Annotated in this window: 15 protein-coding genes; 12 read left to right on the plus strand and 3 right to left on the minus strand. The window is 53.1% G+C overall.

What is annotated here, in order from left to right:
- Window positions 1-8 precede the first annotated feature (8 nt).
- Genes IMCC3135_RS34620 through IMCC3135_RS02000 form a run of 3 tightly spaced genes read right to left on the minus strand, consistent with a single transcriptional unit; the run spans window position 9 to window position 1388 of the window.
- The gene (locus IMCC3135_RS34620; protein ID WP_088916057.1) at window positions 9-299 is read right to left on the minus strand and encodes a hypothetical protein; all 291 of its coding nucleotides are present in this window, start codon (window positions 297-299) and stop codon (window positions 9-11) included.
- Entirely contained in the window at window positions 296-586 is a 291-nt protein-coding gene (locus IMCC3135_RS01995) for a hypothetical protein (RefSeq protein WP_088916058.1), read from the minus strand. The genes IMCC3135_RS34620 and IMCC3135_RS01995 overlap by 4 nt, the downstream gene beginning before the upstream one ends.
- A 25-nt stretch (window positions 587-611) precedes the next feature.
- Complete coding sequence (locus tag IMCC3135_RS02000; RefSeq protein WP_088916059.1) at window positions 612-1388, minus strand: TRAP transporter substrate-binding protein; 777 nt, start codon at window positions 1386-1388, stop codon at window positions 612-614.
- A gap of 147 nt (window positions 1389-1535) precedes the next feature.
- On the opposite strand from IMCC3135_RS02000, the gene IMCC3135_RS02005 reads away from it, so the two are divergent.
- The 12 genes from IMCC3135_RS02005 to chrA all read left to right on the plus strand — a co-directional run bounded on the left by IMCC3135_RS02005 (window position 1536) and on the right by chrA (window position 13153).
- Complete coding sequence (locus tag IMCC3135_RS02005) at window positions 1536-2627, plus strand: isocitrate/isopropylmalate dehydrogenase family protein (RefSeq protein WP_088916060.1); 1092 nt, start codon at window positions 1536-1538, stop codon at window positions 2625-2627.
- A complete protein-coding gene (locus IMCC3135_RS02010; RefSeq protein WP_088916061.1) occupies window positions 2624-3658 on the plus strand; it encodes a Gfo/Idh/MocA family protein in 1035 nt (344 codons plus the stop codon). The genes IMCC3135_RS02005 and IMCC3135_RS02010 overlap by 4 nt, the downstream gene beginning before the upstream one ends.
- Window positions 3639-4322 carry a GntR family transcriptional regulator gene (locus tag IMCC3135_RS02015; protein WP_088916062.1) on the plus strand — a complete coding sequence of 228 codons (684 nt, stop codon included), beginning with the start codon at window positions 3639-3641 and terminating at the stop codon, window positions 4320-4322. The genes IMCC3135_RS02010 and IMCC3135_RS02015 overlap by 20 nt, the downstream gene beginning before the upstream one ends.
- A gap of 126 nt (window positions 4323-4448) precedes the next feature.
- Window positions 4449-5315: an FAD binding domain-containing protein gene (locus tag IMCC3135_RS02020; protein ID WP_205737867.1), complete on the plus strand. Its 867-nt coding sequence runs from the start codon at window positions 4449-4451 to the stop codon at window positions 5313-5315.
- The gene (locus tag IMCC3135_RS02025; protein WP_088916063.1) at window positions 5312-5785 is read left to right on the plus strand and encodes a (2Fe-2S)-binding protein; all 474 of its coding nucleotides are present in this window, start codon (window positions 5312-5314) and stop codon (window positions 5783-5785) included. The genes IMCC3135_RS02020 and IMCC3135_RS02025 overlap by 4 nt, the downstream gene beginning before the upstream one ends.
- A gap of 3 nt (window positions 5786-5788) precedes the next feature.
- Window positions 5789-8089, plus strand: a complete 2301-nt coding sequence (locus IMCC3135_RS02030) for a xanthine dehydrogenase family protein molybdopterin-binding subunit (RefSeq protein ID WP_088916064.1) — start codon at window positions 5789-5791, stop codon at window positions 8087-8089.
- Window positions 8090-8173: 84 nt separating this feature from the next.
- Window positions 8174-8425 carry a MoaD/ThiS family protein gene (locus tag IMCC3135_RS02035; RefSeq protein WP_088916065.1) on the plus strand — a complete coding sequence of 84 codons (252 nt, stop codon included), beginning with the start codon at window positions 8174-8176 and terminating at the stop codon, window positions 8423-8425.
- A 120-nt stretch (window positions 8426-8545) separates the two neighbouring features.
- Window positions 8546-9397, plus strand: coding sequence for a hypothetical protein (locus IMCC3135_RS02040; protein ID WP_088916066.1), 852 nt, complete (start codon window positions 8546-8548; stop codon window positions 9395-9397).
- 183 nt (window positions 9398-9580) lie between these two features.
- Window positions 9581-10561, plus strand: a complete 981-nt coding sequence (locus IMCC3135_RS02045) for a hypothetical protein (RefSeq protein WP_088916067.1) — start codon at window positions 9581-9583, stop codon at window positions 10559-10561.
- A gap of 81 nt (window positions 10562-10642) precedes the next feature.
- On the plus strand, window positions 10643-11023 hold the full coding sequence (locus IMCC3135_RS02050) for a hypothetical protein (protein WP_157735713.1): 381 nt from the start codon (window positions 10643-10645) through the stop codon (window positions 11021-11023).
- 214 nt (window positions 11024-11237) lie between these two features.
- Window positions 11238-11792 carry a copper chaperone PCu(A)C gene (locus tag IMCC3135_RS02055; RefSeq protein WP_088916069.1) on the plus strand — a complete coding sequence of 185 codons (555 nt, stop codon included), beginning with the start codon at window positions 11238-11240 and terminating at the stop codon, window positions 11790-11792.
- A gap of 116 nt (window positions 11793-11908) precedes the next feature.
- Window positions 11909-13153: a chromate efflux transporter gene (gene chrA, locus IMCC3135_RS02060; protein WP_088916070.1), complete on the plus strand. Its 1245-nt coding sequence runs from the start codon at window positions 11909-11911 to the stop codon at window positions 13151-13153.
- The last annotated feature ends 32 nt before the right edge of the window (window positions 13154-13185 follow it).

Here is a 13185-nt window from a genome sequence, read left to right on the forward strand (position 1 = left end):
GCCCCCATTCACCCAGAAGGGTCAACAATCACTAGATATATATACAGCATTCCAATTCCTCCCCGCCCTGAACGACGGGGTATCCTTGGAATTGAAGGGATGAAAGCGATACCAAACATGGCTCCGGGAACGATGCCGGCCAGGAATAGATCTGCAACGTTGAGATAGAGCGCTTGTAAGGGATAGCCAAGATCAAAGACGATGATCGGTAGTACCGTTGTGAGAAGAATGGCCCATACCAGCGGCACCCCCAGAAACACAGTGCCCAGAAAGACAGCAACGACAAAAAGCAGAATCATGGGGCAATACTCACAGATGGGGAGTCGTTGTTGTCATCACCCTGTGTCGTCAGCGAGCCAGGTGGGTGCGTGATCTCCAGATAGCTGTTGAACAGATGAAAGGTCAGGGACAGCAACATCCCGACGGGCATGGAGGCATACAGGAATCCGACCGGCAGGTAGAGAACAGTCGTGCGTTGCGCCCAGGTATGGGTTGATATGGACAGGCCGCTGATAATCAGACTGCCCAGTATCAAGATGACAATCAGGTTAATGACAGAGGCTGGGATACAGCCCCTGTTTTGCAAGTAGGTGTTTTATAGAGGATGAAGGCTATTGAGCAGGCTTCATCTCGCGAATTCTGGCGGTATCCGCCAGTACACTATCCACGACCTCATCTCCATAGACTTCTCTGGCCTTGTCGTAAACTGACGTGACGGCCTCACGGAATGGCGTGATGTCCGGCGTAGATACCTTGGCGCCGGCGGTCACCATTTCCTCCAGTTGCGCATCAACAGAGCTTTTGACCAGCTCTCGGCTGAACGTGGCAGCTTCTTCGCCGGCCTTCAGTACAGCGGCCTTGTCTTCGTCCGAGAATGACTGCCAGCTTTTTTCTGAAATGGTCAGTGGAAGAGGGCTGTATACATGGCGAGTCAGAGTCAGATAAGGGGCAACTTCATTGAAACGCAACGATTTTATGGTGTCGACCGGGTTCTCCTGTCCATTGACCGTGCCTTGTTGAATGGCAAGATAGACATCCGTAATGGGCATGACTACCGTCTGAAAGCCAATAGCCTCCATGCTCCAGCGAATCATGTCATTGGGGTAGACGCGCATCTTCATGGTGGCAGCGTCAGCGGGAGAGCTCAGCGGCTCGTTCGTGGTAAAGCTGCGAAAGCCTGCCTCCCATGTCGCCAATACTCTGAAACCGACGTCCGGCAACTTGGCGAACTCTCCTTGTAGCCACTCTGAATGGTCGTAGAATTCCCAGCCTTGCTCATAGGTATCGAGCATGAACGGCATGGCTGTCAGATTTAGCGAGTTGAGGTGCGTTGCATATGTGAGTAAGGTCGCAGCGGCTGCTGCAAGAATTCCAAGGTTGAGCTTCATGGTGTACTCCAGGGTGGTTGGTAAACGCTATTGCATTTTTATTTCTGCATGAGTTAACGTATACGTTAAGATGTGCCTCATCAACTGTCCGAGCAATTGTTCACGCAACTTTGACTTTGTTGAAGACCGATTCAAGGAGATACCCGAATGTCCCGTTCTTTTGACGTGGTTGTTTTTGAGGGCGATGGAATAGGTCCTGAAATCACAGCTCCGACCCTTGATATCTTGCGTAGAGTCAGCGAGAAATCAGCCTATGAGCTGGTTTTCAATACGCTGCCGGCAGGCGCCAATCTATATGCAAAGACCGGCGAGTCGCTGCCAGCAACCTCCTTGGAAGCTGCGAGAAATGCTGATGCGATATTACTGTCAGCCATGGGTTTACTCAATATTCGCAAGCCGGACGGTACCGAGATTTCTCCGCAGTTGGATCTCAGGAGTGAGCTAGATCTGTTTGCGGGCGTCCGTCCGGTGCGAATTACTCCCGGCCTGAAAACTCCTCTCAAACTTGAGGAAGGCAAAACGGTTGATTTTGTGCTGATTCGCGAAAGCACCGAAGGTCTTTTCTACAGTCGTGGAAACGGCGAGGTGAATCAGGATGAAGCTAGAGAAACACTGGTGATCACTCGCAAGACGAGTGAAAAATTATTTAAATTTGCCTTCAATCTTGCCAGGCAACGTCAGTCTGCAGGGCAGGGGGAAGGGCGTGTTACCTGTGTCGACAAGGCTAATGTCTTCAGAGCCTTCGCCTTTTTTCGCGACATATTCAATGGCGAAGCAAGGCATTACCCGGAACTGATTGCCGATCATGCTTATGTGGATGCAACAGCGCTGTGGATGGTTCAAAAGCCCTGGTTTTTTGACGTCATGGTGACGGAAAACATGTTTGGTGACATTCTTTCCGATTTGGGTGCCGGGCTGATGGGTGGTCTGGGAGTGGCACCGTCTGCTGATATTGGTGAAAATCATGCGGTTTTTCAGCCCTGTCACGGCTCCGTTCCGGATATTGCCGGGCTAGGAATAGCGAACCCGTTTGCCATGATTCTGTCAGCCACCATGATGCTGGACTGGCTGGGTATCAGGCACGAACAGCCGGAGTTGGTGCGCGATGGAGGTTTGCTACGCGACGCCGTGGACCGGGTGATAGCAAGCGGCCGCTCAACAACACGAGATCTGGGGGGGAGCAGCACGACAGCTGATGCCGCTGCTGCTGTTCTGCAAGCCTTTGAAGGTGCTATATGACGACGGCGCTCATACGCGTAGCCTGTCTGGGCGCAGGCTATTTCAGTCGCTTTCATTATGAAGCCTGGCGGCGGATGAATAATGTGGAGTTGGTTGGCGCCGCAGACATCTCAATTGATCGAGCGGCCTCGACAGGTCTGCCAGCCTTCTCCAGTCTGGCCATGATGCTCGAGGCGGTGATCCCCGACATTCTGGATATCATTACCACGCCGCCCACGCATCTCGAGGTTATCCGAACGGCATTGCAGGAAGGTGTAAAAACCATCATCTGCCAAAAACCTTTCTGTCAGTCGCTGGAAGAGGCGCAGACTGCAGTTGCATTGGCGGAGTCCGCCGGTGCCTTGTTGATCGTGCATGAAAATTTTCGCTTTCAGCCCTGGTATCGTTGTATGGCACAAGCCATCAAGGAAGGCTTGGTGGGTACTGTTCAACAATTTGAATTCAGATTGCGTCCGGGTGATGGTCAAGGTGCAGACGCCTACCTGGAGCGGCAGCCGTATTTTCGTGAAATGCCGCGACTGCTCATCCATGAGACAGGAGTTCACTTTGCGGATGTATTTCTCTATCTGTTAGGCATGCCTGATGGCGTCTATGCTGATCTACGACGCATTAATCCGTCAATAAAAGGTGAAGATGCAGGCTATTTCATCTTTGAATATGCCAATGGCTGTCGCGCCATATTTGACGGAAATCGTCATTTGGATCACGCGGCTGAAAATTTGCGAATGACAATGGGTGAAGCGCTACTCGAAGGCGATAGAGGGTCTCTATCATTAACGGGGGATGGTACGATAAAGTATCGGAAGTTCGGTTCGCGTGAACTAACGATATTGTTACCAGGTTCGGGATCGCAGAGTTTTGGTGGCGATTGTGTGCTGGCATTGCAGAATCATGTGGTTGCAGGGCTGCAGACAGGGTCGTTGATCGAAAATCAGGCCAGGGACTACATCGCTGTCATGAATCTGGAAGAAATCATCTACCGCTCTGCAGCAGAGCACCGGAAATACAACGTTGAAACATTCGTCCGATAGCGAAAGATACACGTCACAGACGCACCGAGCTGTTGCAGATCTGCGGGGGCTGATTTTTTCGGGTGAATTGCCGGCAGGCACGGATCATCTGGAAATCGAGTTGGCAGAGCGGCTTTCCATGTCGCGAACACCAGTTCGAGAGGCTGCCAGGGTGCTGGAAGCACAAGGGTTACTGGAAGTACGCCCACGAAAGGGTGTGCGCATCTTGTCCCTGTCGGCCAACGACATGGATGAAATCTATGTGGTGCTTACCGAGCTGGAAAGTCTGGCGGCCGGTCTGGCAGCCCGGGGTAAGTATACAAAGAAGGAATTACGTCCCTTGCTCGGTACTGTGGCGGACATGGAAGCGTCTTTGAAACGTGTGGACCGAGAGGCCTGGGCAGAAGCCGATGCACGATTCCATGATGAACTGGTTCGACTGGCGGGGAACTCTCGCATGGCGGCGATCATCTCCAACTTCAATGATCAGGTTCGACGGGCACGAGCGTTCACTTTGCACATTCGGCCTTTGCCCGTGAAGTCCAATGAGGAGCACCGTGCGCTATATGAGGCAATTGCACGTGGCGATGAGAAAGGTGCACGCAAGATGCATTGGCAGCACCGCGAAAATGCCCGTAAATTATTAACTTCGATTCTCGAAGAAGTGGGCATGAAGCATCTTTAGTGACAAGGCTTTTGATTTTGTGAAAAGCACTGTTTCAATGAAAGCCTGTTGCTGAATCGCACCTCTTGCGGGCTGACTAAGCTGGTGGGAAGGTATACTCTACAGTCCACCCCACAGCAGGTACTCATGGTGCGATACGAAGCCCCACAAACCACCCCAGAAGCCATAGCATTGCTCGCCAGTGCCAAAGGTCGGGTGCATATTCTGGCCGGCGGAACGGATCTGATCGTCCGCATGAAAGGCGAATACATCGAGCCTGATGTCATCGTCGATATCAAGCGTATCAAGTCGATGCAATCGATTCGCAAAACTGCCGCAGGAACCTCTATCGGCGCCGCCGCCACTTGCGGCTCGATGGGCCGGCACAAGGCATTGAAAAAAGCCTGGCCCGGTGTTGTCGAGGCGGCCAATCTGATTGGTTCTGACCAGATTCAGGGTCGTTGCACGATCGTTGGTAATCTGTGTAATGCCTCTCCCGCCGCTGACAGTATTCCTGCCCTGATTGCAGCAGGTGCGCAGGCTCTGGTCATCGGGCCCAAAGGTGAACGCCTGCTGGATGTGGACAAAATCCCCACAGGACCTGGCAAGAACTCACTGAAGAAGGGCGAGATGGTGGTCTCCATCGAATTGCCGGCGCGCGCGCCTCGTTCGGCTGATGCCTACTTGCGTTTCACACCACGAACCGAAATGGATATTGCGGTGGTCAGCGCTGCTGTCAACCTGACTATAGACAAGAAAAGCGTGATTACAGAAGCACGAGTGGTGCTGGGTGCTGTGGCTATAACCGCCATTCGTGTACCTGCTGCGGAGGCAGCACTGATAGGCAACACGCTCGACGAAGCAACACTGGCAGCCGTGGCTGAGGCCTGTTCTGCTGCCTGTAATCCCATCAATGATAAACGCGGCACCGTGGAATACCGAACACGAGTGGCCGGTGTATTGGCAAAACGGGCTGCTCAGTCAGCCTGGGCCCGCGCTGGAGGAAAAGCATGACTCAATTAGTTAACACACAGATCAATGGCGATGCCGTGGGCTTTGCCTGTGAAATCGACGAAACCCTGCTGGATGTTCTGCGCAATCGTGTGGGTCTCAGCGGTGCCAAGGAAGGTTGTGGCACTGGCGATTGTGGTGCCTGTAGCGTGATTCTGGATGGCACTCTGGTGTGCTCCTGCCTGGTGCTGGGAGTCGAGGCTGAAGGGCGAAAGGTTGAAACGGTTGAGGGTTTGAGTGATGGTGCCGATCTGCATCCATTGCAGACAAAGTTCATCGAGCATGCCGCTCTGCAGTGCGGGATCTGTACACCGGGTTTTCTGATGGCTGCGAAGGCACTATTGAAGAACAACCCTGACCCGACTGAAGAAGAAATTCGTTATGCCCTGGCCGGCAATTTGTGCCGCTGTACTGGCTACGACAAGATCGTACGTGCCGTACAGGCCACCGCTGCAGACATGCGAGGAAGCTGATACATGAGCTCTGATACAAAATTTACCGGTCAGAAATTCAAATCAATCGGTACAAGTCCGCTTCGTCCCGATGGCATCGATAAAGTCACCGGTCGGGCGCGTTTTGGTGCTGATATCAATCTGCCCGGGCAACTGGTGGGACGTATCCTGCGTAGTCCCCATCCACATGCGGCCATACGCAGCATCGACACCAGTAAGGCGGAAGCTCTGGCAGGCGTCAAGGCTGTCATCACCTCTGCTGACTTGCCGGATCTGACAAACGGTAATAGCGAGCTGTTCAATATCCTCGACAACTGCATGGCCCGCACACATGTCTATTACGATGGACATGCCGTGGCTGCTGTTGCCGCCGTTGATGCAACAACAGCCCGTAAGGCTCTGAAGCTGATCGAAGTGGATTATGAGTTGCTGCCACACGTCACGGACGTTGATGAGGCCGTTGCGAAAGGCGCTCCGATTCTGAACAAGAAGTGTTTTACCGAAGGGGTAGAGCCCAAGCCCAGAAAGGCCTCCAATATCGCACGCCGCTCTGAATTCGGGCATGGGGATGTTGAAGCAGGGTTTGCAAAAGCTGCTGTGATTATCGAACGCAATTTTCGAACTGAGCAAACTCACCAGGGCTATATCGAACCACATGCCTGTGTGGCCAGTATCAGTCCGGATGGCAGTGGTGAGCTTTGGGTTTGTACCCAGGGGCATTTCGTTTTTCGTCAGCATTGCGCCGAACTGCTGGGCATGGATGTCTCAAAGCTGCGTGTTACCCCGACTGAAATCGGTGGTGGATTCGGTGGCAAGACGCACGTCTGGACCGAACCTGTTGCACTGGCTCTGTCCCGCAAGGCCAACCGTCCCGTCAAGCTTGTCATGAGTCGTGATGAGGTGTTTCGGGCATCAGGTCCTACCAGCGCCACGTCCATCGATATCCGTATCGGTGTGACCAAAAAAGGACGTATCACTGCAGGGGACGCCACTTTGCGCTACGCCTCAGGACCCTATGTTGGAATGTGGGCTGAGCTGGGTGCCATGACATCCTTTGCCTGCTACGACATGAAAAACGTACGCACGGTGGGTCTGGAAGTGTTGGTCAATCGACCAAAAACAACTGCCTACAGAGCGCCATCCGCACCCATGGCAGCGTTTGCAGTGGAAAGCATGATGGATGAACTGGCTGCCAGTATCGGTATGGATCCGCTGGAGATGCGAATCCTCAATGCCGCCAAGAAAGGGACTCGTTCATCCTATGGTCCTGTCTACGGGCCAATCGGTATTGGTCCGACGCTGCAGGCTGCACGCGAACATCCCCATATGTCGGCACCACTGGGCAAAAATCAGGGGCGCGGCATGGCATGCGGCTTCTGGTTCAACTTTGGCGGCCAGACCTGCACCGATCTGAATATTGCACCCGATGGCTCTGTCTGTCTGACGGTTGGCACCATCGACGTCGGCGGTGCTCGTGCATCACTGGCATTGGTGGCCGCCGAAGAGCTGGGCATATCCTATGACCAGGTTCGTACAGTCGTGGGTGACACCAGTTCGCTGGGTTATAACGACATGACCGACGGTAGTCGTGGCACGTTCTCCAGTTCCATGGCCACCATTATGTCGGCACGTAATGCCATCAAGATTCTCAAGGAACGAGCCGCGAAGATGTGGGATATTCCTGTGGAAAAAGTGACATGGGAAGAAGGTTGTGCAAAGGCTGTGGGCAAGAAATACGGTAATCTTTCACCGTTATCACTGGCCGAGATTGCAGAAGCCGCACCCAATACAGGTGGTCCTATTGCCGGACACAACGAGCTGGTTGCCGATGGTGCAGGTGTCTCCTTCGCCACGCATATTTGCGATGTGGAAGTGGATCCGGAGACAGGCCGCACACAGGTGGTCAAGTACACGGTCATCCAGGATGCCGGCAAGGCTGTTCACCCCACCTACGTTGAAGGCCAGTACCAAGGCGGAGCTGCTCAAGGTATCGGTTGGGCGTTGAATGAAGAGTACGTCTATGGCGAGGATGGCCGTTTGCAGAACTCAGGTTTTCTCGATTACCGGATTCCTGTCTGTTCCGATCTGCCCATGATCGGTACGCAGATTCTGGAAATACCCAATCCGAATCATCCTTACGGTATTCGAGGCGTTGGCGAGACATCCATTGTTCCGCCATTGGCCGCTATTGGTAACGCCGTGTCCAATGCTTTCGGTGTGCGTATGACCCATGTGCCCATGTCAGCCCCCAGGATTCTCAAAGCGCTGGATGAGGCTGAGAGCAAGAAGGCAGATGAGACGCAACAGCTGCCTCTGGAGCTGTAGAGGTCTGAATGTTCCCGTTCGGGTCCCACTCGGGATCCGAACGGGGAACCGTTACGATAACCCGTCTATCGGAAACCTCGTCAAGTGACGGAACATGAAGTAAAACTCTGGTCAGCTCTACGCCCGTTTGCACAGGGATCGGATACGGTTCGCATCAAGGCGCGTAACATTCGTGAGTTGTTTGCAAGGCTTGAAGCGGATTATCCAGGAATGGCACCGTTTATCGCTCAGGGCATTGCCGTATCCATTGACGGTACCTTGTATCGTGATAGCTGGGATACACCATTGCCAGCGGGAGCTGAAGTCTTTCTGCTGCCACGAATTCAGGGCGGATAACACGGCACTGACGTTTACCGACAAGATGGCCCCGACTTTTTGTGTGGGGCGTGCATTGATATTGACAGGCATGTAACCTGTTAAAGCAGTTCGACAGGGCTGTCTGGGTGGTGTTTGAGCATGGTGCAATCGGAAAAGTTGAATTATGTCTATCGACTGAGTGCTGCTCGTCTGGCGATCCTGCGCCTGCGTATCAAGCGTTTCTGGAATCAATTGTTCGCCAAAAATCGTCAAGTGCCGGCAAAAGCTGCTGGTAAGGTCAGTCGAGACGGGCGCCAGTTAAGCGGAATCGTCATCGTGGGTGGCTTGCTGGGCTCCGCCATGCTGGGATATTCATTGGGACAGCCGGCGGGCAAGGATACGATCGTACATACCCCGTCGACGAACCCTGATACTCAACTGATTGAACGAAAACAAGTTCCAGTGTTGAACGTAGCCATGGCCCCAGTAAGGCAAGCGCTGAAGCCTGTACTTGAGCCTGAACCTGAACTCGTGGATCAGAAGGTGGAGCTTGCAAGAAAAGCTGAGGTAACTGATTTGTTGCAGACGGTGGATAAGCTGGAGGCTCGTATCCAATCGCTTGAACAGGAGACTTCTGGTCTCGAGGTTGAATTACTCAATCAGCAATTAGCCTTCACTAAAGAGGAGGCACGCTGGAAAGAGGCAGCTATCGAGCGCCGTGTCATCTACAATATTACGAATATACCGGTAGGCAGTTCTGTCATTGAGCAAGTTCAGGGTGCGAGTGAGCTTGCACCAGATGCAGGTGCTTCCGGCTATCAGGATCCGCGCGACGCTGACCCCTACGACAGGTATCGAGAGGGCGACGGTAGCCAAGAGCAGTGGAACGGTGATGACTATCTTGCTGATGTACTTGAGCAACAATCTGAATCTGATGGTCAGCCGCAGTCCGATACGGGCTCGTTCGACGGGCCTGCGCCCGATCGTTACGAAGATTTAATTAACCAATAGCTTTATCGATAAGCTCTGTTTAGCCCATCGTCTGTAATGTGATGAGTCATGCAATTTACGAGTTTGACGGCTTACCTTTTCACGTTAAGGTAAGCACCTGAATATAGGCGACAAGGCATCGTTGATGCACTTTCAGACCGCGTCGTTATTGGCGATGCGTCTCACAAAAGGATTTCTACCGTCATGGACATGCTGAAAAAATTCTCTATCGGGCTTTGCTGTATGGCATTGACAGCCTGTGCGACAACTTCCGTTGAATCAACCGGAGTGGGCTCGGCGGCGCAGCAGTTGATAGCTCGCGATCTGGTGAGTGTACTTGTACAAATCGAACAGCTTCCAGTCAGTAGTACGACACTCAGTGCGCCTGTGGAATTTTCCAGTGGAGAGGTTTTTTCCGTCGCTTTGATGGACCAGTTCGAAGAGGTAGGTTATGGCATACGCACGGTAGGTGGCACAAAGAGTGATCAACCCGTCAGCTACACGCGCGAGTCGGGTCTTGATGAGGCCGGTAGGGATATTGACACCTACACGGTGAATGTTGGCCAGTATGGTGTCCGTCGCAGTTACCAGCAGCTTGCCGGTGAGCCATTGAAACCGGTATCGTTGATGAACGTTAAAGGCGTCGATGGCAGAGCCCTGGTCATCAATGATGAATTGTTTGACAGCGCTGTTGCGCAGGCGAGCACGACACCTGATATCCCGGTCCAGGAAGCACCAAGTCAGGTGCGCCAACAGGCTGCCGCGGTGGTAATACCTGTTGACCTTTATCGGCAACCGACGCGTAATTTTCGAGAGCTAGGGAGATCAAACTTTGAGAATTTACTGTCATCGCACGACATAGTCGATGAGGCCATTCTGCTGTTCTCCAACGACTCTATTCGCCTGGAGGATGACAACAAACTGCGTCTCAATCAGCTACTTGATCAGTTTGATGCAAATAGTGATGTGTTCTCCCTCATTGGTTGTTCGAATGGTTCTACCAGTGTCGAAGGCGGTCCCAGAATGCTGGCAATAGGGCGGGGTGAGAGTGTCAGGCAGGAGCTGTTGTCTGCCGGTGTTTCCGAATCCAGTATTCTGTATGAAGCCTGTTGGTCAGATGAGTATTATGACGAGATGATGCCCAGGCGCGGTGTAGTCATCAGTCTGAAGCGACACACTGGGTAAGAGCCCGGGTAAGCAATATCTGCCAAAGCAACAATCTTTCTGATTCGGTATAGTCGGGAAATGAAATCGAGCACCAGATTCTTGCGACATATCAGAACCGTGGCTCATGCCGCGTCTCTGTTGTTGCTGGTCTGTGCCTTGGTGGCACCCAAGGTGTCGCTGGCTCTGGTTTCGGTTTTCGGCACAGGTAGCACCAGTGTGCTGATCTGTAGTGACGGTGGGCTCAAGCGAGTAACCATTGCAGCCGATGGCGAGATCATCGCCGATGACTCCGAGGCAAATGCCTGGGTCAGTCCACATTGCGCTCTACCGGATGCACGCACGGCAGAGTTCGTGCGCACCTGGCAGCATGTCCGCTATCCGCAATTGACGGCAATTGCCATGAGCCACTCGGTGGACCGTCTCTGGTCCCCGACACTGGTACGTCCAGACATTCTGAGCAGAGGCCCGCCAGCCTTGTAGCCGCTTGAGTCACGATCATTGCGTGACTGCACTTGATTGAGATCGTGCACTTGTTCTTGCATTCACTGCCAGACAAGTCCTGCGCTGATTCCAGCGTATTCCCCGATTTTCTCAATAATCCACAGTTCTCGAGCCCGTGGCCACAAAACCATCCTGCCCGCGCTCACTCGCCAGCAACACTCACCCCTGCAAATCTTACGGAGAATACAAAGCCATGAAAGTCAAACTGAATAGCCTTTTCCCTCGCTCTTGTGCCGCTGCCGCGGTGGTAGCACTGTCGTTGCTGTCAACTCAGTCGATAGCCCACGAATACAAGGTCGGTGACATCGAAGTCGTACATCCCTATGCACCACCAACGCCTCCTGGCGCTGGTATGGCTGCAGGGTATGTGGAAATTATCAATCACGGCGATGAGGACGATCGATTGATAAGCGGCAAAGTGTATTTTGCCCATGAGATGCAGGTACACCAGACAGAAGTCGTCGACGACGTCAGTCGCATGCGTCAGGTTGAAGGTGGTCTGCTTATTCCTGCCGGTACAACCGTCAAGCTCGAGCCGTTGGGCACCCATATCATGTTCACGGATCTGGCAGAGCCACTGGTTGAGGCGGGTCGTCACTCAGCGACACTGACCTTCGAGAAAGCCGGAGACGTGGAAGTTGAATTCTCTATCGAACACCCGAATAGTGATTCCATGCAAGAGATGCATGGAGACGATATGGAAATGGGCGAAGAAGGTTCGAAAATGAAAGGCATGAAGCATCACTGATACGACGTGCCATAGTAATATTTCACGATCCCTGAGACTTCACACGCTTGTCATGACAGTGCCTGATTTCTCAGGAATACTAGCGAAACATTTATCGACGGGTGGTCGCAGCAAGAATGGAACTGTTTCGTACATTTCTGAAAATTGGATTACTTTCATTCGGAGGGCCTGCCGCACAAATTGCGCTTATGCATCGCGTGATTGTTGAAGAAAAAGGCTGGCTGGACGAAAAGCAGTTTCTTAATGCTTTGAGCTTCTGCATGTTGTTACCCGGTCCTGAAGCGATGCAACTGTCTACCTATGCAGGCTGGCGACTGCAAGGGGTACGAGGCGGGTTGCTTGCGGGTCTTCTATTTGTGCTGCCAGGTGCTCTGGTCGTACTATTGCTGGCAATTGTCTATGTCTACATAGGTGATACGCCCGTGATCAATTCCATCTTTCTGGGCATCAAGGCTGCGGTGCTGGTCATTGTGTTGCATGCACTGGAGCGCGTAGCAAAGCGAGCTCTTGACGGACTTTTTCATTACCTGATCGCAGCCGCCGCCTTTGTAAGCATCTTTTTTCTGCAACTGCCGTTTCCCGTGATTATTCTGGTTGCTGCCGCTGTGGGCGCCATACAGGCCAGAAATAATGGCGAGGCGGCGGTGATCAAATTGCATCAAGGGGCTTTGCGACGCAGTTTGCTGGATGCGGCTCTGTGGCTGACAGTCTGGTGGTTACCCGTCATTGCCTTGTGGTTGCTGGGTGGATCCGAGATGCTGACAGAGCTTGCCCTGTTTTTCTCCAAACTGGCTATTGTCACATTTGGTGGTGCTTATGCGGTACTTGCCTATATGGCGCAGGATGTCGTGGTGCAGCATGGGTGGCTGAGCACGATTGAAATGGTGGATGGGCTGGGTCTGGCCGAAACCACTCCCGGGCCTTTGATTCTGGTTACCGAATTTGTTGGCTTCATGGCAGCATTTCGTGACGGTGGCCTGGCTTTGGGAGTCGCTGGTGCTGTGGTGGTTCTGTGGGTCACATTTGTACCCTGTTTTTTATGGATCTTTGTGGGCGCACCCTATATTGACTGGTTGGGGGCTCAGCCACGACTGCGCGGCGCCATGAGTGGTATCACCGCTGCGGTGGTCGGTGTCATACTGAACCTGTCAATCTGGTTTGCACTGCATGTCATGTTCGGTCAAGTCAACGAAGTCAATCGAGACCCGTTTACTTTCTGGGTGCCGGAATGGTCGACACTCGATTGGCGCGTGCCGGTGCTGGCTGTGTTGTGCGGCTGGCTATTGCTGAAACTTGACTGGAGTGTGCTCAGGGTGCTGGGTGTTGCAGCACTGGCAGGCCTGTTGGCATCCATGCTGTGAGCGGGAATTTGCCTGCGATCTGCGCAAAGGGC

Source organism: Granulosicoccus antarcticus IMCC3135 (assembly GCF_002215215.1).
Taxonomy (GTDB): domain Bacteria; phylum Pseudomonadota; class Gammaproteobacteria; order Granulosicoccales; family Granulosicoccaceae; genus Granulosicoccus; species Granulosicoccus antarcticus.

Bases quoted from the DNA above. Each gene is read 5' to 3' on its own strand.
- IMCC3135_RS02055 (WP_088916069.1), top strand. From the start codon at position 11,238: ATGAAAGTCAAACTGAATAGCCTTTTCCCTCGCTCTTGTGCCGCTGCC.
- IMCC3135_RS02020 (WP_205737867.1), top strand. From the start codon at position 4,449: ATGGTGCGATACGAAGCCCCACAAACCACCCCAGAAGCCATAGCATTG.
- IMCC3135_RS02010 (WP_088916061.1), top strand. From the start codon at position 2,624: ATGACGACGGCGCTCATACGCGTAGCCTGTCTGGGCGCAGGCTATTTC.
- IMCC3135_RS02000 (WP_088916059.1), bottom strand. From the start codon at position 1,388: ATGAAGCTCAACCTTGGAATTCTTGCAGCAGCCGCTGCGACCTTACTC.
- chrA (WP_088916070.1), top strand. From the start codon at position 11,909: ATGGAACTGTTTCGTACATTTCTGAAAATTGGATTACTTTCATTCGGA.
- IMCC3135_RS02025 (WP_088916063.1), top strand. From the start codon at position 5,312: ATGACTCAATTAGTTAACACACAGATCAATGGCGATGCCGTGGGCTTT.
- IMCC3135_RS02030 (WP_088916064.1), top strand. From the start codon at position 5,789: ATGAGCTCTGATACAAAATTTACCGGTCAGAAATTCAAATCAATCGGT.
- IMCC3135_RS34620 (WP_088916057.1), bottom strand. From the start codon at position 299: ATGATTCTGCTTTTTGTCGTTGCTGTCTTTCTGGGCACTGTGTTTCTG.
- IMCC3135_RS02045 (WP_088916067.1), top strand. From the start codon at position 9,581: ATGGACATGCTGAAAAAATTCTCTATCGGGCTTTGCTGTATGGCATTG.
- IMCC3135_RS02040 (WP_088916066.1), top strand. From the start codon at position 8,546: ATGGTGCAATCGGAAAAGTTGAATTATGTCTATCGACTGAGTGCTGCT.
- IMCC3135_RS02005 (WP_088916060.1), top strand. From the start codon at position 1,536: ATGTCCCGTTCTTTTGACGTGGTTGTTTTTGAGGGCGATGGAATAGGT.